This is a genomic window from Paenibacillus sp. HGH0039 (assembly GCF_000411255.1).
In the GTDB taxonomy this organism is placed as follows: Bacteria; Bacillota; Bacilli; order Paenibacillales; family NBRC-103111; genus Paenibacillus_F.
In genome coordinates, this window is record NZ_KE150412.1 from 2,543,641 (window position 1) to 2,565,907 (window position 22,267).

Consider the following 22,267-nt stretch of genomic DNA (forward strand, 5'->3'; position numbering starts at 1 on the left):
CTCCTCTGTGGTCGTAACGGATTGCCCTCCCACTGTTTTGCGGCTTCCAGGAGAAGCCTACGAATCGAATTAGTCTTCGATCGTGATGCCCATGCTGCGAGCAGTACCTTCAACCATAAGCATTGCAGCCTCTACGGTTGCAGCGTTAAGGTCAGGCATTTTCGTTTCAGCGATTTCGCGAACTTTCGCACGCTTAACCGTTGCAACTTTCTTCTTGTTCGGTTCGCCGGAACCTTTTTCGACGCCAGCTGCGATACGAAGAAGTACGGCTGCCGGAGGCGTTTTCGTTTCGAATGTGAACGAACGGTCCTCGAATACAGTGATAACAACCGGAATGATCAGACCTGCTTGATCAGCAGTCTTAGCATTGAACTCCTTACAGAAAGCCATGATGTTCACGCCAGCTTGACCCAAAGCAGGACCGATTGGCGGAGCAGGATTCGCTTTCCCTGCAGGAACCTGCAGTTTCACCATTTTAATTACCTTTTTTGCCATGTGTGATGACACCTCCTTGCACGTAGTGTGGTTCGACGGGATCATTTCCCTCCCACCAGCAAAAGCCCATCCGCGAAAGAAACAGATCTGGCTAAGCTTTTCTTAAGGAACCAGCCAGAATCAGCAACCTGATTCCGCAAGAGAAACTTCCTCAATAGAGGGATTTGAATCGATGTAGTCTACAGTTTCTCCACCTGATGGAACTCAAGCTCCAGCGGAGTCTCTCGACCAAACATGTTGACATGAACCTTGAGCTTGCTCTTGTCTGCAATAATTTCTTCGACAGTGCCGACGAAATTCGCAAAAGGACCTACCTTCACGCGAACCGTTTCCTTCAGATCGAAATCGATCTTCGGTTTCGGTTCTTCCATTCCCATATGCTTCAGAATAGATTCGACTTCTTCCGGAAGCAACGGAGTCGGTTTAGAGCCGGAACCCGTCGAGCCTACAAAGCCGGTTACGCCAGGAGTGTTGCGAACAACATACCAGGAATCGTCGGTTTGAATCATCTCTACGAGCACGTATCCGGGATAAACTTTACGCATGACGGTTTTCTTCTTGCCGTCTTTGTTTACCAGCTCTTCCTCCATGGGTACGAGTACGCGGAAGATCTTGTCCGCCATATCCATAGATTCAACGCGCTTCTCCAAATTAGCTTTGACTTTGTTCTCGTAACCTGAATAGGTATGAACGACATACCATCTTTTTTCCATATTTGCCACCTAGTTCCTGAATTTATTTGAAGACAAGCCGCAGCAACTCAGAGATCCCCAGGTCGAGCAAGAAAAAATAGACAGTCACGAAAGCCACCGTCACAAGGGTAACGGTCGTATAGCTGATCATTTCCTTGCGTGTTGGCCACTTGACCTTCTTCAGTTCGCTCCAGCTTTCACCAAAAAACGAGAACGAGGAGCCGAAACCCTGCTTCATTTTAGCTAAGAAAGCCACGCACTACACCTCCACAGACTATCTGGTTTCGCGATGAGCGGTATGTTCATTGCAATATTTGCAGAATTTCTTGAACTCCATACGGTCTGGATGGTTACGCTTGTTCTTGTTGGAAGTATAGTTCCGTTGCTTGCAGTTCGTGCAAGCTAGCGTCATAACAACTCGCATGTGTTACACCTCCCGTATCAGGATATACCCATTTTTGCGCACAAAAAAAAAGCGATAGGGCTACCTGCAATACTTTAACATAACCGGTATGGGGTGTCAAGGATAACATCCTGCCCCGCGCACAGCAAAAAACCCTTTCTCGACCCGGGTTCTCTTCTCATTATCGACCAGCCGACATTCCCTTAAACGTGCTTTATTTCCAGTATCCGCCGGCGACAAAAATAAAAACACCCATTCACCGAAAGGGTGCCTCATCTATAAATCGCGTACTTCCAAGTAACGCTCCAACTTACGTTTGACCCGCTGCAGCGCGTTGTCGATCGACTTCACGTGACGGTCCAGATCCACCGCAATTTCCTGATAAGATCTTCCATCCAAATAGAGCATAAGCACACGGCGTTCCAGATCGCTCAGAATCTCGCCCATCTTGTCTTCGAGTCCGCTGAATTCTTCCTGATTGATAATCAGTTCTTCAGGGTCCGTAACCTTCGAGCCGCAAATAACGTCCAGCAGCGTGCGGTCCGAATCCTCGTCGTAGATAGGCTTGTCCAGCGAAACGTAAGAGTTAAGCGGGATATGCTTCTGGCGGGTCGCCGTTTTAATAGCCGTAATGATCTGCCGCGTAATGCACAACTCTGCAAACGCTTTGAATGACGATAGCTTGTCTCCACGGAAATCACGAATCGATTTATATAAACCGATCATGCCTTCTTGCACGATATCTTCGCGGTCAGCGCCGATGAGAAAATACGAACGGGCTTTAGCGCGAACAAAATTGCGATACTTGTTGATCAGATACTCCAGCGCGTCGCTGTTGCCGCAATGGACAGCGTCGACGATGTCTTCGTCAGTCTTGAGATCGTAATCGGTCATTCTAAGCTCTTTGAGGTCGACACTCACCAACAATCCCTCCGGCCTGCAAAACTACCAAGTTTGCTAAAAAGGATAGGATAAGTATACATTATGTAATCTTACATCGTCAATGCAAACGGACATTCTTTTTCCAGACTTTTTCAAAAGTGTCTGATGTTACTTCCCCCGACGCCATTTCTCGAAGATCTCCCGCATTTCCTCATTCAGCTTACTGTCAAAGGTGTTTCGGCCGCTCTCGGCCTCTTCCCGGATACGTTTTCGGACCTCCGTGCGGCTCTGTTTAATTTTGACGAAAAGTTCGGAAGCCGGAAGACGGAGCGCGCCTTTGCCGAATATCACATGCTGCTCGGTCATATCGGAGGTCGCCACGTAAATCTGACGACGCCGGCCGGTCAGTTGAGTAACGAGACGTTCGATCAGTTCGTCGGCCGTTTCCTTCTCTTTCGTATACAAAACGCTGAGTCTGCTCTGCACGTAAGTTTTGCCCAGTCCCGGGACCTGATACGCGTCAAAAACCAGATAAACCTTCACGCCGGAGAAAGACTGGTATTCCGCCAATATGGTGATGAGCCTGTCTCTCGCCTCTTCCAGACTGCGGTCGCGCAGCTGCTTCAGCTCGGGCCAGGCCCCGATAATATTGTAGCCGTCCACAATCAGGAATTCTTTCATACGAGGTTATCCCGTAGTACGTTGTCTGACTACCTCGTACATCAATACTCCCGCGGCTACGGATGCATTGAGCGAATTCACCCGTCCATGCATCGGCAGCTTCACGAGAAAATCGCACGATTCTTTGATGAGGCGACCGACTCCGCGGCCTTCGTTGCCGATGACCAGAGCCAGCGGCATTTTAAAATTGCTGCGGTATACGTCGTCAGCCGCAGTCACGTCCGTGCCCGCTACCCAGACACCGCGTTCTTTCAGATCGGCGATGGTCTGGGAAATATTCGTCACGCGGGCTACGGGCACATACTCCACCGCTCCCGCCGATGTCTTCGAGACGGTTGCGGTTAAGCCGACGGAGCGCCGCTTGGGGATGATGACGCCGTGCACGCCGGTGCAGTCCGCTGTACGGAGAATGGATCCGAGATTATGCGGATCTTCGATCTCGTCGAGGATCAGAATGAACGGATCCTCTCCTTTGCGCTCGGCGCGCGCCAGGATGTCATCCACGCTGGCGTAATCGTATGCCGCCACCTGGGCAACGACGCCTTGGTGCTGCAAATCCGGAGCAAGCTGATCGAGCTTGCGCTTGTCGGCTGTCTGCACGATGACGCCAAGCTTCTTGGCTTCCGCGGCAACGGGCTGGGCCAGTTGCTTCTGGGCGGACTCGCTCAGCCATATTTTATGAATGGTGCGGCCGGAGCGCAATGCTTCAAGCACCGAGTGTTTACCGCCGATGTATTCTTCCATGGTCGTGCCTCCTATAATGATTCTGCTTAAAGTTTGTGTGCATCGGACGGCGCTTCCGGATCTGCTCCGGCTGCCTCCGGCCCTCCGGAGACGTCGGATTGTACCCTTCCGGTGCCGGTGTCCGTATCGCCGGGTTGATTCGAAGCTGTGCCCGCTTCGGACTCCGAAGCCGGCAAAGCCGCAATTTTTTCCGGCGCCAGCGAGGCTTCCATGATATAGTTCAGGCGTTCATACGCCTGCTTATAGTACAAATAGCCGATCAGGGATTCGAATGCGGTGCTGTGCCGGTATTCCAGCACATCCGCATTTTTGGCCGTCGAGCCGGATTTGGCGTTGCGCCCGCGTTTGACGATGCCCGCTTCTTCCTCCGTAAGGAGAGGCATCAGCGCCTGCAGCGCTTTCGATTGCGCTTTGGCCGATACGTAGCGCGTAGCCGCGCGGTGCAGATGATTCGGCCGCTGGCTGGGCATGGAGATGACGTACTGGCGGATAAACATTTCATAGACGGCATCCCCGATGTAAGCAAGGACCAGCGGGTTGAGAAGTTCCGGCTTTTGGGAAGGCGGGTACCGGAACAGCTGCGGGTTCAGCTTATCGGAAAGATTCATTTCCGGCGCCAACGGATACCCTGCGGTGTATCTTCGAGATAGATGCCCTTCTCAGTAAGCAGGTCGCGGATTTCATCGGCGCGCGCCCAGTTTTTCGCCCGTCTCGCTTCATTGCGTTCTTCAATCAGTCCCTCGATTTCCTCATCCAGCAGCTCTTCCTCTTCTCTTGCCAAGATGCCGAGTACGGAATCGAAATTGCGGAAGCGTCCCATAATCAGTCTGAGTGTTGCCGCGGATACCCGCTCCTGCTGCAGCACACGGTTGGCCTCCGTGACGAGATCGAAAACAGCGGTTATCGCATCGGGAGTATTGAAATCGTCGTCCATTTTCGAAATAAACTGGGCTTCGATTTCTTTCACGCGCGCCTCTACCTGATCGTCCAGCGCATCTTCTTGAGCGATGCCGAGACGGTGCTTCAGGTTGGTCACACAATTCTGGATACGGTCCAATCCGTTGCCGGCTTGCGTTAACCCGTCTTCGCTGAAATTAAGAGGATTCCGGTAATGGGAGGACAGCATGAAAAAGCGGAGCGTCTCCGGCTTGATCTTTTTGGCGATCTCTCTGATCAGCACCCCGTTGCCGAGGGATTTGGACATTTTTTCGTTATCGATATTGAGGAATTCGTTATGGAGCCAGTATTTCGCCATCGGCTTGCCCGTAATGGCTTCCGTCTGGGCAATTTCGCACTCATGGTGCGGGAACGTGAGGTCTACGCCGCCGCCGTGAATATCGATCGACTCTCCCAGGTACTTGTGTACGAGAGCGGAGCATTCGATGTGCCAGCCCGGACGCCCGTTGCCCCACGGACTGGACCAGAACACCTCGCCCGGTTTCGCCGCTTTCCAAAGGACGAAATCCTGCGGATTTTCCTTGCGCTCATCCACTTCGATGCGGATACCGTATTGAAGCTCATCCAGATTCTGATGAGACAGTTTTCCGTATTCCTTAAAGCGGGAGGTCCGGTAGTACACGTCTCCGCCATTCTCGTAAGCGAAGCCCTGCTGCACCAGCGAATTAATGAAGGTGATGATGATCTCCATGTTGTCCGTTACCCGGGGATGAATCGTGGCCGGCTCGATACGGAGGGTTTTCATATCTTCCATATAGGCGGCGATAAAACGGTCGGCCAGCTCCTGGACGGTCTCTCCCGTTTCTTCCGCTTTGCGGATCAGCTTATCGTCCACATCCGTAAAGTTCACCACGTAGGTCACTTCGTAACCGACATAGGTTAAATAGCGGCGGACGACATCGAAGAAAATCGCCGGGCGTCCGTTGCCGATATGAATATAGTTATATACGGTCGGGCCGCACACGTACATTTTCACCTTGCCCGGTTCAAGAGGTTTGAATTCTTCTTTTTCTCTTGTCATCGTATTAAACATTCTGAGTGTCATGCTCCCTAACGCCTCCATTCTTGATCTTCTCTTCTTCTAATTGTTCCCTTAATTCGTCGATTTGCACCTGTAAAGTGCGGCAAAGATCAAGTACCGGATCGGGCACGTTGCCGTGATCCAGCCGGTTGACCCGGATTCCGTCCCTTTTTACAATCTTTCCGGGAATGCCCACTACCGTAGAGTTTGCGGGAACTTCCTTAAGCACGACCGCATTGGCCCCGATCATCGCATTGTCTCCCACTTTGAAGGAGCCCAGTATCTTGGCCCCCGAGGAGATAACCACCTTGCTGCCGATCGTCGGATGCCGCTTGCCTTTCTCTTTACCCGTTCCGCCGAGGGTGACTCCCTGATAAAGAATAACGTCATTGCCGATTTCACACGTTTCGCCAATCACTACCCCCATCCCGTGATCAATAAACAGCCTTTCGCCGATTGTCGCTCCCGGGTGGATTTCTATGCCAGTCATAAAACGGCTGAACTGCGAAATGATACGTGCCGCCGCAAACAGCTTGCGGGTATACAACCAGTGAGCAATCCGATGCGCCCAAATGGCATGGAGCCCGGAATAAGTAAACACAACCTCGAACCAGCTTCGGGCGGCAGGATCATTGTCGAAGACGGCTTTTATATCAGAACGTATGGTTTTCCACAAGGTTCATCACCTTCTTATTCGTTTCTGGGATGTTTAGCTCCTACCAACTGCTCCTGGTAAAAATTAAAAAGCCTCCGCAGCCGTAAGGCTGCAGAGGCGTATAATCGCGGTTCCACTCTGCTTGGTGACTGTGAAGTCTCCCAACTCTGCGTTGTTAACGGGTACGACCCGACTGAACCTACAGATGGACAACCATCATTCGGCGCAGCAGCTCACAGGTGCATTTCCTCATAAAGGGATCGGATAACTTTCAGCCCAGCGGGGTTGCCGCTCGGTTATCCTCTCTGGAGATTCCGTCTTATGGGTACTCTCCTGTTCGGCGCTGTTCATAATCGTATAAAGTTGGTATCAGTATAGCTCAAAAGAGACAGCTTTACAATAAGGCGCGAAGCCGTTCCTGTACTTTTTCGCGGCCTAACAGATGGATGGTCATGTTCAGGTCTCTTCCGTGCATCTGTCCTGTCAAAGCTACGCGGATGGACATAAAGAGCTGTTTGCCCTTATAGCCGGTTTCCGCCTGCACGGCTTTAAGCAGCTTCTGCACATTTTCCGGCGCCAGGCTATCGGCCGATTCCACCTGTTTCAAGAAGCTTTGCACCACGGCCGGCACATGCTCTTCGGCAAGCAGCGCGGCCGCTTCATCGTCGAAAGCCAGCTTTTCGCGGAAAAACAGCTCGGCGAGATCTACGATCTCCGCAGCGTAACGAAGCTGTTCCTGATACAAGCCGACGAGTTCGGTCGCCCAGCGCTGCTGGTCCTCCGAGAGTTCCGCCGGTATAAGCCCCGCTTTTTGAAGGTGAGGAACAGCCAGTCCGGCGATTCTTTCAAGAGGCGCTTGTTTGATGTAATGATTGTTCATCCAGTTGAGCTTGTCCATATCGAAGACGGCCGGGCTTTTGGAAACACGGTCCAGATCGAATTGCTCTACAAGCTCTTCCAGCGTGAACATCTCCACTTCCCCTCCGGGAGACCAGCCCAGCAAAGCGATGAAATTCACGACCGCTTCCGGCAGGTAACCCAATTCGCTGTACTGCTGTACGAATTGAATGATGGACTCGTCGCGCTTGCTCATTTTTTTGCGGTCCGGGTTGAGGATCAAGGAAAGATGCGCAAAATCCGGTACCGGCAGGCCGAGCGCCTCATACAGCATGATCTGGCGCGGCGTATTCGTCAGATGTTCCTCGCCCCGGATGACGAGGGAGATTTTCATCAAGTGGTCGTCCAGTATAACGGCAAAGTTGTAGGTCGGAATTCCGTCCGGACGGACGATGATAAAGTCGCCGATTCCGTTCGTTTCGAATTCGACCTCTTCGCGCACTTTATCTTTAAATGCGATAATCTTATCCTTCGGTACGTGGAACCGGATAGAAGGCTTACGTCCTTCCGCTTCGAACTCCGCCTTCTGTTCGGCGGTCAGGTGGCGGCATCTTCCCGAATACTGCGGAGTTTCTCCGCGCGCTTCCTGCTCTTCCCGTTCGCGCTCGAGCTCCTGCTCGGTGCAGTAGCAGTGATACGCGTTCCGCTCGTTCAGCAGTTGATCGATAAACGGCTGGTACAGGCCCAGACGTTCCATCTGACGGTAAGGAGCGTACGGGCCCCCGATGTCGACGGATTCGTCCCACTTCAGCCCCAGCCAGCTTAAGCCGTCGAGCTGATTCTGTACGCCGGACTCGACATGGCGGGTCTGGTCTGTATCTTCGAAGCGGACCACGAATTGGCCGCCGTTTTTACGGGCAAGCAAATAATCGAATAAAGCGGTACGGGCTCCACCGATATGAAGATGTCCGGTCGGACTCGGTGCGTAACGTACGCGGAGTGGGGTACTCATGGTATTAGCCTCTCTTCCGTTTTTCCCTTACGGGATCCTTTGAAATAATAATTTATGATAGCACACCTTTTATCAAACAAACAACCGATTGCGCCGCGATTCCTTCACCTCTTCCGGTAAAGCCGAGCTGCTCCGTAGTGGTCGCTTTCACGTTCACCTGCTCCAGTTCCGCGTCCAGCGCCCGGGCAATAATTTCCGCCATTTGCGGAATATACGGAGCCATCTTAGGCTTCTGCGCGATAATCGTGGAATCGACGTTGCCGAGCCGGTAACCGCGTTCTCTGGCCAGGGACCAGACCCGCTTCAACAGCACCAGGCTGTCCGCATCCTTGAATTCGGCAGCCGTATCCGGGAAATGCTTGCCGATATCGCCCAAACCCAGCGCCCCCAGTATGGCGTCGGTAATGGCATGAAGCAGTACATCCGCATCCGAATGCCCCAACAATCCCTTTTCATAAGGAATCGTAACGCCTCCGATAATACATAGGCGGCCCTCCGCCAACTGATGCACATCAAATCCTTGTCCTACTCGAATCATCCGTCTATTCTCCTCTCCTGTTGCCTAACAACCATTCCGCCCATGGCAGATCTTCGGGGGTGGTGATTTTGATATTGGCATAATCCCCTTCTACGACATGCACCGTATGCCCAGCCCGTTCGACGAGCATGGCATCGTCTGTGCCAAGGAATCCGTCGCGGACTGCCTCCTCATGCGCTTCTTTTAAAAGAGAAAACCGAAAAGCCTGCGGCGTTTGGATCGCCCACAAGCTTTTACGGTCGGGTGTGGACATGATCTGGCCATCCTCACTCACGACCTTGATCGTGTCTTTAACGGGAACGGCCAGCACGGCCGCACCCGTATCTATGGCTTTGTCCAGACAGGCGACTACCTGCTCCTCGGTAACAAGCGGGCGGACGCCGTCATGGACAAGTACCCACTGCGTGTCCGCGCCGAGCGCCTCCAGTCCGGACCGGACGGAGTCCTGCCGTTCTGCCCCGCCGGCTATAACCCGGCTGACTTTATGCAGCCCGTAGCGAGCGGCATACGATTCGCAGCGCGGGACGTCCTCTTCCCCGGTCACCAGCACGACGGAGTCGATGCGGGCAATCTTCTCGAAGAGTTCCAGCGTATGTACCAAAATCGGCTTACCCGCCAGCTCCAGATATTGTTTACTTTCCGCCGTCCGCATTCGTGAACCTCTGCCTGCCGCAACGACGATGACGCCGACTTTATTCACCTGCATACCTCCGGTTACCACCGGGTTTTGCTGCTGCAGCTTTCTTCTTCTGCTTTAACGCGCCAAGCTGCAGCCCCAGCGAAATACTCTCCCTATGATAACCCTTTATTGCGCTTTTTCCAAGAGCTTCGGCTTCGCGAAGATCATTCTTCCAGCTGACGTTTGAAGGACACTTGTAACCATTACCTCAAGCAGGGAACCGATAAAGTCCCGTCCGCCTTCCACGACGATCATGGTTCCGTCATCCAGATACGCTACCCCTTGTCCATGCTCTTTACCGTCCTTGATGACCTGAACCAGAATCTCTTCGCCGGGGAGGACAACCGGTTTTACGGCATTCGCCAGATCATTGATGTTCAGAACGGACACGCCCTGGAGCTCACAAACCTTGTTCAAGTTATAATCGTTGGTGATCACTTTACCTTGAAGCACTTTGGCGAGCCGGATAAGCTTGCTGTCCACCTCGGAAATTTCCTCGAAGTCGCCTTCATAGATAAGAACTTTCACGTCAAGTTCCTTCTGAATCTTATTTAAAATATCCAATCCGCGCCTGCCGCGATTACGTTTGAGCAAATCGGAAGAATCCGCGATATGCTGAAGCTCCTCAAGGACAAATTCCGGAATAACCAGCGTCCCTTCAATAAATCCGGTTTTGCAAATGTCCGCAATCCGTCCGTCTATGATCACGCTCGTATCGAGAATCTTGTGCTCCTCCGGCATTTTTCCTTTGCCGCTTCCGCCGTCTTTTCGGCTGCTCAGAAGTTCGAAAATTTCCTCGCTCTTACCATAGCCGATCCGGCCGCCCATGACGGCCAGAAGAACGGTAGCCATACCCGCCAATACCACATGAACCCGTTCAAGCGCCGGGAATACCAGCACGGCTGCAAGCAGCCCCACGATCGTACCGAATGCGGCCGGAAGAAGGTCGGAAGCGGGCATTTGCGATAAGCTATTTTCTCCGCGCTGCACCAGTCTTAAAATAAGGCCCATGCCTATCCATGACACGATAAACATCCCGACAAATCCCGCTCCAGCTGCCGTGTAATCCGCAACCGCTCCACCGTTGATTCCCGATAATTGAATAATGGCATCACTCCACCCGTAACCGAGCGCACCACCTAAGACGGCAATAATCCATTGAATCCATTTCATCTTACGGATTCACCTCCATCATCCAAAGTAAGAGGATCCTCTCCCCTGTTACAAGTATGTTCCAAATGTTGGATGTATAAACACAGGGAAGGTGTCAGATTGCCTCGCTAACCTAATTTCTATATAATGAGATGGAGACGAAACTAAAATGAGGTGCATGAGATGAATGCCCTGTCCCTGAAAGATTTCCAGGAACAAGTTGGTGAGCTGCTGCTTCGCCACCGCAGCCTGCTTGATGTATTGTCCAAATTCCAACAATCCAATGCCGGTGTGAACCGCTCTGTCATCAAATCGATTACCGAATGCGGCTGCGTTGAAGTCAATGCCAAGAAACAGGAGTATTCTCCCGAAATGACATTGGATCAGGCTAAAATCGAGCTGCAAACCCATTTGGAAGGCCAGTTGTGCGAACACTGCATGGAGGCGATTTCCACTGAAATCGGTAAGCACCTTTTTTATCTTTCCGCTCTGAGCAATCTACTTGATGTGAACTTGGAAAAAGTGCTCGAAGACGAATCGAAAAAATGCTCGACACTCGGATTTTTCAATATGTCTTAGTATAGAAGAAAAAAAGCATGTATTCTCCTCCGCAGCCCGGATGAAAATAGATGCTTTTTTTGTTCACTGCGATACTGATTCAGCGGCAAAAAAAGAAACAGGAAGCTTATGCTCCCTGCTCTTTTTTATAGATGAGTTTTTGAATTCGCCAGATCTTCGGACGTTTCCATGCCTTTGCGCTTTCTGCGGCGAAGAACGAAGAGGCGATCAACGTTTTTTTTTAAGCCATAGAGCGCATAGATCACAAGCGGTATGAAAATCATTTTGGAAATGAACGATGGTTTGCTGATTCCGATAATAACGGCGATGATCACAATGATCGGTGTAATCCAGATAGCGGCCTTGGGAATGCCCGTTTTCTTAAAGTTCGGATATTTGACGTTACTCACCATCAGATAGGAAAGCAGCACTGTGCTGACCAGTAGAACATAGACATTAAGCTCGTTGTGGAACAATGCCAGCGTTGCAAGTATGCCGCCTGCTGCCGGAATAGGTAAGCCGATAAAGTAACCCGGTGTACCTGCCACCACATTAAACCGTGCCAATCGAAGAGCGCCGCAAATCGGGAATATTGCCGTTACGACCCAAGCTGCCGCGGCCGGGCGGATATCGCCGAATGCGACAACGTACATAATGAATGCCGGTGCTACACCGAACGAAATGACATCCGACAACGAATCCAGTTCTTTACCAAACTCACTCTGTGCGTTGAGCGCACGAGCAACTCGTCCATCCAGACCGTCGAGCAGCATAGCCACAATGACAAGTACGGCCGCCGTATCCGGTCTTTCGTTAAATACGAGAATAATGGCCAGAACGCCTAAAAACAGATTCCCAACAGTAAACAAGCTAGGAAGCGATTTGGTTATCATATTAGTTTAGTCCACCTCTAAATATACTGTACCCCATTAAAACAACGTGATCCAACCCATATTTATACTTTATGATTGTATGCAATTTAAATATGCCTGTCAATTAATACTTGCTCCTGAATTCTGCGCAGCCCTTCTTTGATCGCTCTCGCCCGGACCTCTCCGATTCCGTCTACCTCATCCAGCTCTTCGATTGTCGCCACCGTGATATGAGGCAAGCGACCGAATTTTTCCACCAAATTACTGATAATGATGGAAGGAAGCCGCGGAATTTTGTTGAGTACCCGGAACCCTCTCGGAGAAACAAGTTCCTCCGATACGGCGTTGGTGTGCGGATAGCCGAGCAACCGGATAATGTGATGCGGATCGAGCAATTCTTCGGAAGAGAGACGCTTGAGTCCCAGCAAAATATCTTTGATCTTCTCTTCGCTGAGTTCCCGGACATAATCCTTCAGAAGCAGACGCACTTCCAGCTCCGTATTACCGACCAGTTCTTCTAGCTGCATGGAAATCAGGCGTCCTTCGGTTCCAAGCTCCGTGATGTATCTGTTGAGCTCGTTCTTAATACGCAGCACCATTTCTACCCGCTGAATGGCATTGGTGACATCATGCAGAGTCACAAGCTCTTCGAACTCGGAAGCGCCCAGATTGATCAAGGACTGATCCAGTTCCGTCTTGTATCGTTCCATCGTCTGAATCGCCTGATTCGCCTTGGTCAGGATGACCCCGATATCTTTGAGTGAATACCGCAGGTTTCCTTGATACAAGGTAATAATGTTCCGACGCTGGGAAATAGACACAACCAGTTTATTCGTCTGCTTGGCAACTCGCTCGGCCGTACGATGCCGGATTCCCGTCTCGGTCGATGGAATCGAAGAGTTCGGAATCAATTGGGTATTCGCATATAAAATTTTCTTGGCATCTTCATTTAGAATAATGGCTCCGTCCATTTTGGCCAATTCATACAAATAGTTTGGCGTAAAATCGCAGTCGATGGAAAATCCGCCGTCCACGATTTCCATGACTTCCGGAGTACATCCGACGACAATCAGGGCTCCCGTCTTGGCACGAAGCACGTTCTCGAGCCCATCGCGGAAAGGCGTACCCGGAGCGACCAGCTGGAGCAGTTGGCTCATGACGTCTCGTTTAGTTTCTTCTTTGCTCATGTTAATCCTCCTGAAGCATTTCCGTTCTGTTAGCCGAGCGTGTTCCGCTATGCCTTGTTTTCAATAGATCTGTCTTGCAGAGCCGAACTAGTCAGGCCGCACAGACTTTTAGACTAGTCCAATGCCGCTTTTAAAGCTTCGGACACCGTACTTACGCCGACCACTTCGATGCCCTTTGGAGGCGTCCAGCCCTTGAGGCTTTTCTCAGGCATGATGACGCGCCGGAAACCGAGCTTCTGCGCTTCCTTGACCCGCTGGTCGATACGCGATACGCCGCGGACCTCTCCCGTGAGCCCGATCTCGCCGAACACGGCGTCGTAAGCCTGCGTCGGCTGCTCTTTGAAGCTGGAGGCGATGCTTATCGCCACGGCCAAATCGACGGCCGGCTCATCGAGTTTGACTCCGCCGGCTACGTTCAAGTAAGCGTCCTGACTCTGAAGGAACAGGCCGACCCGTTTCTCCAAGACCGCCATAATGAGCGACAGCCGGTTATGGTCGATTCCCGTAGCCATTCTTCGCGGAGACGGGAAATTGGTTGACGAGACAAGCGCCTGTATCTCAACCAGGACCGGTCTCGTTCCTTCCATGCTGGCGACGACTGTCGACCCGGCTACGCCAAGCGGACGCTCGGACAGGAAAAGCTCCGACGGATTGCTCACTTCGGCCAGCCCGGTTTCCCGCATTTCGAAGATGCCGATTTCGTTCGTTGAACCGAACCGGTTTTTAACCGCACGCAAAACGCGGTAGGTGTGATGCCGTTCCCCTTCAAAATAAAGCACACAGTCCACCATGTGTTCGAGCAGGCGCGGTCCTGCAATGGCGCCTTCCTTGGTTACATGGCCGACAAGAACCGTCGCTATATTCTTAAGCTTAGCTATGCGCATGAAATGGCTTGTGCATTCACGTACTTGGGAAACGGTTCCCGGGGCGGAGGATACGCTTGGATGGTAGACGGTCTGAATGGAGTCGATGACCAGAAAATCCGGCTGGACTTCCTGGATCGCCTCTTCAACCACTTCCATATTCGTTTCGCAGAGCACGTATAGATTCGGCGAAACGGCATCCAGCCGGTCCGCGCGAAGCTTCGTCTGACGAATCGATTCCTCGCCTGAGATGTACAGAACCTTCCGCCCCTCTTTGGTCAGCGAGTGCGAGGTTTGCAGGAGCAGCGTTGATTTCCCTATACCGGGATCTCCCCCGACCAGTATGAGCGAACCGGGGACGAACCCGCCGCCCAAAACGCGGTTGAGCTCGCCATTATCCGTAAGCACACGCTGCTCTACGCTGCTTTCTATGTTTATGATCGGAGTCGGTTTTTCTTTCGTCCGCAGAAAAGAAGAATTCATTCCCTGCGTCTTGACAACCGTCTCTACTTCTTCGGCAAAACTGTTCCACGCTCCGCAGCCGGGACATTTGCCGAGCCACTTCGGGGTTTCATACCCGCACTGCTGGCAGATGAATTTCGTTTTTGTTTTACTCATGGCGCGAAGTTCCCCTTCTGTTTCTACGCGCAAAACGGGCAAACCGTTCCAGCGTCATTCAAAGTTTACCATTTTTGCGAATGCTATGAAAGTACTTGGCAAAAGAAAAAGCATTTTGCGGTACAGCTGCGCACCGCAAAATGCTTGATTTTATACCTTACTTGGTTTGCGTCATCGCTTCTTCGTTCCGAAGTACAACAAGTTCGCCGTCTTTTTCGTCTATAGTAAGGGAGTCGCCCTTGGAAATGCTTCCTTTAAGAAGTTCTTCGGAAAGACGGTCCTCAATGTGTTTCTGGATCGCCCTGCGAAGCGGCCTTGCTCCATAGCTTGGATCAAAGCCTTCCTTAGCCAGGAAGTTCTTCGCGTTATCGGTGAGGATAAAGTCGACTTCCTGTTCTTTCAGGCGTTTGCGGAGCTCATCGGCCATGAGGCTGACGATTTCAGCAATATGCTTCTCGTCGAGAGAGTGGAAGACGATAATTTCGTCGATCCGGTTCAAGAACTCCGGACGGAAACTTTTCTTCAGCTCGTTCATGACTTTGTCCTTCATGTTGTTATAATCTTTGCCGGAATCTTGGACAGCCGTAAAGCCGAGCGTCGAATTTTTCTTAATCGTATCGGCGCCCACATTGGACGTCATGATGATCAAGGTGTTGCGGAAGTCAACGGTACGGCCTTTGGAATCGGTAAGGCGTCCATCTTCCAGCACTTGCAGAAGGATATTGAACACTTCCGGATGTGCTTTCTCGATTTCATCAAGCAGGACAACGGAGTAAGGCTTGCGGCGTACTTTTTCAGTCAATTGGCCGCCTTCTTCGTAGCCTACATATCCCGGAGGCGCTCCTACGAGACGGGACGTGGAGTGTTTCTCCATATATTCGGACATATCAATGCGGATAACGGCATTTTCGTCTCCGAACAGGGATTCCGCCAAAGCACGGGCAAGCTCGGTTTTACCTACACCGGTCGGACCTAAGAAGATAAAGGAGCCCATCGGACGCTTCGGATCTTTCAGACCCGCTCTTGCACGGCGGATTGCGCGGCTGACTGCTTTAACCGCTTCTTCCTGGCCGATCACACGGTTGTGAAGGATATCTTCCATTTTAAGAAGACGCTCGGTTTCCTCTTCAGCCAGTTTGCGTACCGGAATTCCGGTCCAGCTTGCAACCACCTGGGCGATGTCGTCCGGAGTCACCTCCGTGTCCATGCGTCCCTGTTTCTCTTTCCAATCGTTCTTCGTGCTGTCGAGTTCTTCGCGCAGCTTTTGCTCGGTATCACGCAAAGACGCAGCTTTCTCGAACTCTTGGCTTTGAACAGCCGCGTCTTTCTCCTTGCGGATGTTTTCGAGCTTTTGCTCCAACTCTTTCAAGCTAGGCGGTACCGTGTAAGAGTGAAGCCTTACTTTCGAGCTTGCTTCATCGATCAAGTCGATCGCTTTATCAGGCAGGAAACGATCGGGGATATAGCGATCCGACAGCTTGACTGCTTCCTCGATAGCTTCATCGGTGATTTTCACCCGGTGATGCGCCTCATAACGATCACGCAGTCCGTGAAGGATTTGGATCGCTTCTTCCGGAGTCGGCTGATCCACCGTAATCGGCTGGAAGCGGCGCTCCAGAGCGGCATCCTTCTCGATGTATTTGCGGTACTCATCCAGAGTAGTGGCCCCGATGCACTGCAGTTCGCCGCGAGCCAAAGCCGGCTTCAGAATGTTGGAGGCATCAATCGCGCCCTCTGCACCGCCGGCGCCGATCAAGGTATGCAGCTCATCGATGAAGAGAATGATGTTCCCCGCCTGGCGGATCTCATCCATGATCTTCTTCAGACGATCTTCAAATTCACCGCGGTATTTGGTGCCTGCCACGACAGAACCCATATCGAGCGTCATGACACGCTTATCTTTTAACGTTTCCGGAATTTCATTGTTGATGATCTTTTGAGCGAGACCTTCGGCGATAGCCGTTTTACCTACACCCGGCTCCCCGATCAGAACCGGGTTGTTTTTGGTGCGGCGGCTGAGAACCTGAATAACACGCTCGATTTCTTTGGAACGTCCGATTACCGGATCGAGGTTGCCTTCTTTGGCGATAGCCGTCAGATCTCTCGCGAGACTGTCCAGCGTAGGCGTGTTGACGTTGTTGCCGCTGCCGTGATTGCTCGAAACGACCTCGCTGCTTCCGAGAAGCTGCAGGACTTGCTGGCGGGCTTTGTTCAAGGAAATGCCCAGATTGTTCAGCACGCGTGCCGCAACCCCTTCTCCCTCGCGAATCAGACCGAGCAGGATATGCTCCGTACCTACGTACGTATGGCCAAGCTTTCTGGCTTCGTCCATCGAAAGTTCAATGACCTTTTTGGCACGCGGTGTGTAAGCGATATTGGAGGGCTGCTCTTGTCCGCGGCCGATTAATGATTCGACCTCATCTTGAATTTTTTCAAGTCCGAGTCCGAGAGCCACCAGCGCTTTGGCCGCAATGCCTTCGCCTTCGCGAATAAGGCCCAGCAAGATATGCTCTGTACCTATATTGTTGTGACCCAAGCGTACTGCTTCTTCCTGTGCAAGGGAAAGAACTTTCTGTGCACGTTCCGTAAATCTTCCAAACATCATACTTAGCACCTCCATTGTAATTTCGAACGAAAGTCGTATAGTACCATTAAACGTTATGACACGGCTTGAATCTTTCCCTGATGATTTGGGCACGCCGGATATCCCGGTCGTCGGGAGATAAAAGCTCCCCTGCTATTTGCTGCAAGAATCCCGGCTGTGTCATCACAAGAAGCTCATTCATGGTGTGTGCGGGAACTTCCCCCACTAAATTAAGATCTATGCCAAGGCGGACATCGGATAGCCGCTGCGCCGCTTCCTTGGAATCGATAATCGAAGCGTGAGTCAAGATTCCGTATGACCGCATAACGCGGTCTGTTATACGTATTCTGGATTCCTGCATGAGTTGCCTTCTTGCGGCGCGCTCGTGTTCGATAATCTGTTTGGCTACGCTATATAGATTATCAATGATTTCATCTTCGGACTGGCCGAGCGTAATCTGATTGGAAATCTGAAATAAATTTCCCAACGCTTCGCTTCCTTCGCCATACAGACCCCGGACTGTCAGGCCGACCTGTGAAACCGCCGATAGAATTCGATTGATTTGCTGGGTCAAAACAAGAGCGGGCAGATGCATCATGACCGAAGCCCGTATACCGGTTCCCACATTCGTAGGACAGCTGGTCAAGTAGCCGCGTCTTTCGTCAAAGCCGTAGTCTAGCTGAGATTCGAAAATATCGTCAATCTGGTTCGCCAGATCCCAGGCCTCTTTAATTTGAAATCCGGGACACAGACATTGAATCCGAAGATGATCCTCTTCATTCACCATAATGCTGATAGATTCGTTATCATTAAGGATAACGGCTCCGTTCCGCGATTCGGTTGCCAGATTCGGGCTGATCAAATGCTTCTCTACCAGGATCCTCCGCTCCAGTTCATTCAGTTCCGAGAGCGGTACAAGCGTGAAGTCGCTGATCGTTTTTAAATCTTCATTGCCCAGTACAGCTGAAACTTTCTCAAGCACTTCCGCGGACTGCTGGTTCGCGGCCAACATAGGAAACGGATAATCTTGCAGATTCCGGGCTATACGGATGCGGCTGCTGATCACAATATCCGAATCGGGACCGTCCCCTTTCATCCATTCGCTTAATGCTTCCTTGACAAAATGTCTCAAAGAGGAACCCTCCTTTTCTCCAAGTTCAAAGGTTTGAGGCGGGCGTCGAAGTTAACTGCTGCCGGCTGACTTCTTATCGAGGTCGCGAATACGGTCTCGCAGTTGAGCCGCTTGCTCGAATTCTTCCTGTTCGATGTACGTCTGAAGTTCTTTCTTGAGACGTTCCACCTCACGCTTCTGCTCGATCTCCTGTCCGGAACGTTTCGGCACTTTGCCGACATGCTGCGTATTGCCGTGAACCCGCTTAAACAGGGGATCCAGCTTATCCTGAAAGCTTTCATAGCAGTGGCTGCAGCCGAAACGTCCCAGCTTGCTGAACTGTGAATACGTAAGTCCGCAGTGTTCGCATCTTATCGGACGCGCTTTGTTTGAGACCGTCCCGGAGGAAGGATCGAAGTCCAGCAGGCCCGAAAGCAAATTATGAATGGAGAAACCTCCCGGCGTACCGGGAATCAGCTCCCCCTTCTCTTTGGCGCATGTTTCACAGAAGTGAAACTCTGTTTTCTCACCGTTAACAATTTTCGTAAAATGAAGCGTTGCGGGCCGTTTGCCGCATTCTTGACAAAGCACGTCAACCCCTCCTTATTTGCTCAGTAAGGATATCAGCATCGCCTTTAAAATCCGGGCACGGACTTCATCCCGCAAAGGAAGCTTAAACTGAAGCACATCCCGCGATATTGCCGCTTTAATGATGGCAGCTTCCCTCCGGCTGATCAACCGGCCTTCTTCCAGACGGTAAATCAACCCTTCGGCCGACGCTTGATCTATACTTTCACGAATGGTAGTCATGATGGTGTCCAGCAGTGAACCGTAGGCGTTGAGTTCGATCTTCTGAATCCGGATATAACCCCCGCCTCCGCGCTTGCTTTCCACCACGTAGCCTTTTTCAAGGGTAAATCGTGTACTGATGACATAATTAATCTGAGACGGCACACACTGAAATTGATCAGCAAGCTCGTTCCGCTGGATCTCAATGGACCCTTCGGGGCTTTGCTGCAGTATATGCTTTAGATATTGCTCAATAATCTCGGAAACATTACGCATCAATTCAGCCTCCCGTTGTTGAGAAGTAAATTGACTTTGACTTTCTTTGACCTTAACTTAATTATAATCATTTCCATATTACTTTGCAAGTACCTGATAAACAGTTAAGTGGAACTTCCTCTCTTTAGTTTTAACGCTATCCTGAAAAATATGCAAATACAGCAAAAAACCTCTATGAATTAAATTCATAGAGGTTTTCGTTGCTCCCTGAAAACTAGCAGCGAAACGTGCAGCCGATCCATCCAAAGATCTTGTGGTGCATATGTTGCATATGCTTTCGATGCGGTTTTTTCCTTCGGAAATAACCTTGTGGTCAAGCCCTCGACCGATTAGTATTGGTCAGCTCCACACATTGCTGTGCTTCCACCTCCAACCTATCTACCTCGTCGTCTTCAAGGGGTCTTACTAATTGGGAAATCTCATCTTGAGGGGGGCTTCACGCTTAGATGCTTTCAGCGCTTATCCCTTCCGTACATAGCTACCCAGCGATGCCTCTGGCGAGACAACTGGTACACCAGCGGTACGTCCATCCCGGTCCTCTCGTACTAAGGACAGCTCCTCTCAAATTTCCTGCGCCCGCGACAGATAGGGACCGAACTGTCTCACGACGTTCTGAACCCAGCTCGCGTACCGCTTTAATGGGCGAACAGCCCAACCCTTGGGACCTACTTCAGCCCCAGGATGCGATGAGCCGACATCGAGGTGCCAAACCTCCCCGTCGATGTGGACTCTTGGGGGAGATAAGCCTGTTATCCCCAGGGTAGCTTTTATCCGTTGAGCGATGGCCCTTCCATGCGGTACCACCGGATCACTAAGCCCGACTTTCGTCCCTGCTCGACCTGTATGTCTCGCAGTCAAGCTCCCTTATGCCTTTGCACTCTTCGAATGATTTCCAACCATTCTGAGGGAACCTTGGGGCGCCTCCGTTACTCTTTAGGAGGCGACCGCCCCAGTCAAACTGCCCACCTGACACGGTCCCTCTACCGGGTCACGGTAGTAGGTTAGAACTCCGATACGATCAGGGTGGTATCCCAACGGCGCCTCCACCCAAGCTGGCGCTCAGGCTTCAAAGGCTCCCACCTATCCTGTACAGATCGTACCAAAGTCCAATATCAAGCTGCAGTAAAGCTCCATGGGGTCTTTCCGTCTTGTCGCGGGTAACCTGCATCTTCACAGGTATTAAAATTTCACCGGATCTCTCGTTGAGACAGCGCCCAAGTCGTTACGCCATTCGTGCGGGTCAGAATTTACCTGACAAGGAATTTCGCTACCTTAGGACCGTTATAGTTACGGCCGCCGTTTACTGGGGCTTCGGTTCACAGCTTCGGATTGCTCCTAACCGCTCCCCTTAACCTTCCAGCACCGGGCAGGCGTCAGCCCATATACTTCGCCTTGCGGCTTCGCATAGACCTGTGTTTTTGCTAAACAGTCGCTTGGGCCTTTTCACTGCGGCCCCCTCGTGCTATTCACACTACCGGGGCACCCCTTCTCCCGAAGTTACGGGGTCATTTTGCCGAGTTCCTTAACGAGAGTTCTTCCGCGCGCCTTAGAATTCTCTTCTCGCCCACCTGTGTCGGTTTGCGGTACGGGCACCTTCGCCTGGCTAGAAGCTTTTCTCGGCAGTGTGAGATCAAGACCTTCGCTACTGTAATTTTCGCTCCCCATCACAGCCCAGCCTTCACGATGTGCGGATTTGCCTACACATCAGCCTCACTGCTTGGACGGACATCCATCAGTCCGCGTCCCTACCCTGCTGCGTCACTCCATTGCTCGTAACGGCTTACGGTGGTACAGGAATTTCAACCTGTTGTCCTTCGACTACGCCTTTCGGCCTCGCCTTAGGTCCCGACTTACCCTGAGCGGACGAACCTTCCTCAGGAACCCTTAGGCTTTCGGCGGATCAGATTCTCACTGATCTTTTCGTTACTCATACCGGCATTCTCACTTCTGTACAGTCCAGCAGTCCTCACGATCTACCTTCACTCCGTACAGAACGCTCCCCTACCCATGCGCAAATTCATGCGCAAGTCATAGCTTCGGTGGTGTGTTTAGCCCCGTTACATTTTCGGCGCAGAGTCACTCGACCAGTGAGCTATTACGCACTCTTTAAATGGTGGCTGCTTCTAAGCCAACATCCTGGTTGTCTGTGCAACTCCACATCCTTTCCCACTTAACACACACTTGGGGACCTTAGCTGATGATCTGGGCTGTTTCCCTCTTGACAATGGATCTTAGCACTCACTGTCTGACTCCCGGGGTAATGTCTGTGGCATTCAGAGTTTGACTGGACTTGGTAACCCTTGGCGGGCCCCGCACCCAATCAGTGCTTTACCTCCACGACACATCCCCCGAGGCTAGCCCTAAAGCTATTTCGGGGAGAACCAGCTATCTCCGAGTTCGATTGGAATTTCTCCGCTACCCCCACCTCATCCCCGAATTTTTCAACATTCGTGGGTTCGGGCCTCCAGTGCGTGTTACCGCACCTTCACCCTGGACAGGGGTAGATCACACGGTTTCGGGTCTACGCCTGCATACTCATTCGCCCTATTCAGACTCGCTTTCGCTGCGGCTCCGCCTTTTCAGCTTAACCTCGCATGCAAACGTAACTCGCCGGTTCATTCTACAAAAGGCACGCCATCACCCATTAACGGGCTCTGACTT

The 22,267-nt window shown here is 51.6% G+C and carries 22 protein-coding genes and 1 rRNA gene; 1 reads left to right on the top strand and 22 read right to left on the bottom strand.

Annotation, left to right across the window (positions count from 1 at the left end; all coding sequences use genetic code 11):
• Positions 1-69 precede the first annotated feature (69 nt).
• The 14 genes from rplK to HMPREF1207_RS11170 all read right to left on the bottom strand — a co-directional run bounded on the left by rplK (position 70) and on the right by HMPREF1207_RS11170 (position 10,769).
• Positions 70-495 (bottom strand): 50S ribosomal protein L11, encoded by a 426-nt coding sequence (gene rplK, locus HMPREF1207_RS11110; protein WP_009674499.1) that lies wholly within the window; start codon positions 493-495, stop codon positions 70-72.
• A gap of 179 nt (positions 496-674) precedes the next feature.
• Positions 675-1,208, bottom strand: a complete 534-nt coding sequence (gene nusG / locus HMPREF1207_RS11115; RefSeq protein ID WP_009674510.1) for a transcription termination/antitermination protein NusG — start codon at positions 1,206-1,208, stop codon at positions 675-677.
• 22 nt (positions 1,209-1,230) lie between these two features.
• Positions 1,231-1,443 (bottom strand): preprotein translocase subunit SecE, encoded by a 213-nt coding sequence (gene secE, locus HMPREF1207_RS11120; RefSeq protein WP_009674493.1) that lies wholly within the window; start codon positions 1,441-1,443, stop codon positions 1,231-1,233.
• Between the two features lie 18 nt (positions 1,444-1,461).
• On the bottom strand, positions 1,462-1,611 hold the full coding sequence (gene rpmG / locus HMPREF1207_RS28715; RefSeq protein ID WP_082211310.1) for a 50S ribosomal protein L33: 150 nt from the start codon (positions 1,609-1,611) through the stop codon (positions 1,462-1,464).
• Positions 1,612-1,866: 255 nt separating this feature from the next.
• Positions 1,867-2,511 carry an RNA polymerase sporulation sigma factor SigH gene (gene sigH, locus HMPREF1207_RS11125; RefSeq protein WP_009674492.1) on the bottom strand — a complete coding sequence of 215 codons (645 nt, stop codon included), beginning with the start codon at positions 2,509-2,511 and terminating at the stop codon, positions 1,867-1,869.
• Positions 2,512-2,640: 129 nt separating this feature from the next.
• Positions 2,641-3,153: an NYN domain-containing protein gene (locus HMPREF1207_RS11130; protein ID WP_009674489.1), complete on the bottom strand. Its 513-nt coding sequence runs from the start codon at positions 3,151-3,153 to the stop codon at positions 2,641-2,643.
• Positions 3,154-3,159: 6 nt separating this feature from the next.
• Positions 3,160-3,897 (bottom strand): 23S rRNA (guanosine(2251)-2'-O)-methyltransferase RlmB, encoded by a 738-nt coding sequence (gene rlmB, locus HMPREF1207_RS11135; protein WP_009674512.1) that lies wholly within the window; start codon positions 3,895-3,897, stop codon positions 3,160-3,162.
• 26 nt (positions 3,898-3,923) lie between these two features.
• Positions 3,924-4,505, bottom strand: a complete 582-nt coding sequence (locus HMPREF1207_RS11140) for a Mini-ribonuclease 3 (RefSeq protein ID WP_016423667.1) — start codon at positions 4,503-4,505, stop codon at positions 3,924-3,926.
• Complete coding sequence (cysS, locus tag HMPREF1207_RS11145) at positions 4,502-5,899, bottom strand: cysteine--tRNA ligase (RefSeq protein WP_009674497.1); 1,398 nt, start codon at positions 5,897-5,899, stop codon at positions 4,502-4,504. Before cysS ends, HMPREF1207_RS11140 begins: the two co-directional genes overlap by 4 nt.
• Complete coding sequence (gene cysE / locus HMPREF1207_RS11150) at positions 5,880-6,551, bottom strand: serine O-acetyltransferase (protein WP_009674501.1); 672 nt, start codon at positions 6,549-6,551, stop codon at positions 5,880-5,882. Before cysE ends, cysS begins: the two co-directional genes overlap by 20 nt.
• Positions 6,552-6,924: 373 nt before the next feature.
• Positions 6,925-8,379, bottom strand: a complete 1,455-nt coding sequence (gene gltX, locus HMPREF1207_RS11155) for a glutamate--tRNA ligase (protein ID WP_009674495.1) — start codon at positions 8,377-8,379, stop codon at positions 6,925-6,927.
• A 52-nt stretch (positions 8,380-8,431) separates the two neighbouring features.
• A complete protein-coding gene (ispF, locus tag HMPREF1207_RS11160) occupies positions 8,432-8,917 on the bottom strand; it encodes a 2-C-methyl-D-erythritol 2,4-cyclodiphosphate synthase (protein WP_009674488.1) in 486 nt (161 codons plus the stop codon).
• 4 nt (positions 8,918-8,921) lie between these two features.
• Positions 8,922-9,623, bottom strand: coding sequence for a 2-C-methyl-D-erythritol 4-phosphate cytidylyltransferase (gene ispD, locus HMPREF1207_RS11165; protein ID WP_170318678.1), 702 nt, complete (start codon positions 9,621-9,623; stop codon positions 8,922-8,924).
• Positions 9,624-9,722: 99 nt separating this feature from the next.
• The gene (locus HMPREF1207_RS11170) at positions 9,723-10,769 is read right to left on the bottom strand and encodes a PIN/TRAM domain-containing protein (protein ID WP_009674506.1); all 1,047 of its coding nucleotides are present in this window, start codon (positions 10,767-10,769) and stop codon (positions 9,723-9,725) included.
• Positions 10,770-10,931: 162 nt separating this feature from the next.
• On the opposite strand from HMPREF1207_RS11170, the gene HMPREF1207_RS11175 reads away from it, so the two are divergent.
• Positions 10,932-11,327, top strand: coding sequence for a hypothetical protein (locus HMPREF1207_RS11175; protein ID WP_009674494.1), 396 nt, complete (start codon positions 10,932-10,934; stop codon positions 11,325-11,327).
• 125 nt (positions 11,328-11,452) lie between these two features.
• Here HMPREF1207_RS11175 and pssA read toward each other — a convergent pair whose 3' ends face one another.
• From pssA to HMPREF1207_RS28720, 8 genes are all read right to left on the bottom strand, one after another.
• A complete protein-coding gene (pssA, locus tag HMPREF1207_RS11180; RefSeq protein ID WP_009674505.1) occupies positions 11,453-12,199 on the bottom strand; it encodes a CDP-diacylglycerol--serine O-phosphatidyltransferase in 747 nt (248 codons plus the stop codon).
• Between the two features lie 86 nt (positions 12,200-12,285).
• The gene (gene disA / locus HMPREF1207_RS11185) at positions 12,286-13,365 is read right to left on the bottom strand and encodes a DNA integrity scanning diadenylate cyclase DisA (RefSeq protein ID WP_009674485.1); all 1,080 of its coding nucleotides are present in this window, start codon (positions 13,363-13,365) and stop codon (positions 12,286-12,288) included.
• A 113-nt stretch (positions 13,366-13,478) separates the two neighbouring features.
• Positions 13,479-14,846 carry a DNA repair protein RadA gene (radA, locus tag HMPREF1207_RS11190; RefSeq protein WP_009674513.1) on the bottom strand — a complete coding sequence of 456 codons (1,368 nt, stop codon included), beginning with the start codon at positions 14,844-14,846 and terminating at the stop codon, positions 13,479-13,481.
• Between the two features lie 157 nt (positions 14,847-15,003).
• Positions 15,004-17,451: an ATP-dependent protease ATP-binding subunit ClpC gene (gene clpC / locus HMPREF1207_RS11195; RefSeq protein ID WP_009674508.1), complete on the bottom strand. Its 2,448-nt coding sequence runs from the start codon at positions 17,449-17,451 to the stop codon at positions 15,004-15,006.
• A gap of 46 nt (positions 17,452-17,497) precedes the next feature.
• Positions 17,498-18,526: a protein arginine kinase gene (locus HMPREF1207_RS11200; RefSeq protein WP_231392073.1), complete on the bottom strand. Its 1,029-nt coding sequence runs from the start codon at positions 18,524-18,526 to the stop codon at positions 17,498-17,500.
• A gap of 87 nt (positions 18,527-18,613) precedes the next feature.
• Positions 18,614-19,132, bottom strand: coding sequence for a UvrB/UvrC motif-containing protein (locus tag HMPREF1207_RS11205; RefSeq protein ID WP_009674514.1), 519 nt, complete (start codon positions 19,130-19,132; stop codon positions 18,614-18,616).
• Between the two features lie 12 nt (positions 19,133-19,144).
• A complete protein-coding gene (locus HMPREF1207_RS11210; protein WP_009674502.1) occupies positions 19,145-19,606 on the bottom strand; it encodes a CtsR family transcriptional regulator in 462 nt (153 codons plus the stop codon).
• 315 nt (positions 19,607-19,921) lie between these two features.
• Positions 19,922-22,267 (bottom strand): 23S ribosomal RNA (locus tag HMPREF1207_RS28720).

Excerpts from the sequence above, each read along its gene's own strand:
- rpmG (WP_082211310.1), bottom strand. The coding sequence starts at position 1,611 with ATGCGAGTTGTTATGACGCTAGCTTGCACGAACTGCAAGCAACGGAAC.
- radA (WP_009674513.1), bottom strand. The coding sequence starts at position 14,846 with ATGAGTAAAACAAAAACGAAATTCATCTGCCAGCAGTGCGGGTATGAA.
- cysS (WP_009674497.1), bottom strand. The coding sequence starts at position 5,899 with ATGACACTCAGAATGTTTAATACGATGACAAGAGAAAAAGAAGAATTC.
- rlmB (WP_009674512.1), bottom strand. The coding sequence starts at position 3,897 with ATGGAAGAATACATCGGCGGTAAACACTCGGTGCTTGAAGCATTGCGC.
- HMPREF1207_RS11140 (WP_016423667.1), bottom strand. The coding sequence starts at position 4,505 with ATGAATCTTTCCGATAAGCTGAACCCGCAGCTGTTCCGGTACCCGCCT.
- ispD (WP_170318678.1), bottom strand. The coding sequence starts at position 9,623 with ATGCAGGTGAATAAAGTCGGCGTCATCGTCGTTGCGGCAGGCAGAGGT.
- HMPREF1207_RS11210 (WP_009674502.1), bottom strand. The coding sequence starts at position 19,606 with ATGCGTAATGTTTCCGAGATTATTGAGCAATATCTAAAGCATATACTG.
- pssA (WP_009674505.1), bottom strand. The coding sequence starts at position 12,199 with ATGATAACCAAATCGCTTCCTAGCTTGTTTACTGTTGGGAATCTGTTT.
- ispF (WP_009674488.1), bottom strand. The coding sequence starts at position 8,917 with ATGATTCGAGTAGGACAAGGATTTGATGTGCATCAGTTGGCGGAGGGC.
- HMPREF1207_RS11200 (WP_231392073.1), bottom strand. The coding sequence starts at position 18,526 with ATGAAAGGGGACGGTCCCGATTCGGATATTGTGATCAGCAGCCGCATC.
- rplK (WP_009674499.1), bottom strand. The coding sequence starts at position 495 with ATGGCAAAAAAGGTAATTAAAATGGTGAAACTGCAGGTTCCTGCAGGG.
- nusG (WP_009674510.1), bottom strand. The coding sequence starts at position 1,208 with ATGGAAAAAAGATGGTATGTCGTTCATACCTATTCAGGTTACGAGAAC.
- HMPREF1207_RS11170 (WP_009674506.1), bottom strand. The coding sequence starts at position 10,769 with ATGAAATGGATTCAATGGATTATTGCCGTCTTAGGTGGTGCGCTCGGT.
- HMPREF1207_RS11130 (WP_009674489.1), bottom strand. The coding sequence starts at position 3,153 with ATGAAAGAATTCCTGATTGTGGACGGCTACAATATTATCGGGGCCTGG.
- gltX (WP_009674495.1), bottom strand. The coding sequence starts at position 8,379 with ATGAGTACCCCACTCCGCGTACGTTACGCACCGAGTCCGACCGGACAT.
- disA (WP_009674485.1), bottom strand. The coding sequence starts at position 13,365 with ATGAGCAAAGAAGAAACTAAACGAGACGTCATGAGCCAACTGCTCCAG.
- clpC (WP_009674508.1), bottom strand. The coding sequence starts at position 17,451 with ATGATGTTTGGAAGATTTACGGAACGTGCACAGAAAGTTCTTTCCCTT.
- HMPREF1207_RS11175 (WP_009674494.1), top strand. The coding sequence starts at position 10,932 with ATGAATGCCCTGTCCCTGAAAGATTTCCAGGAACAAGTTGGTGAGCTG.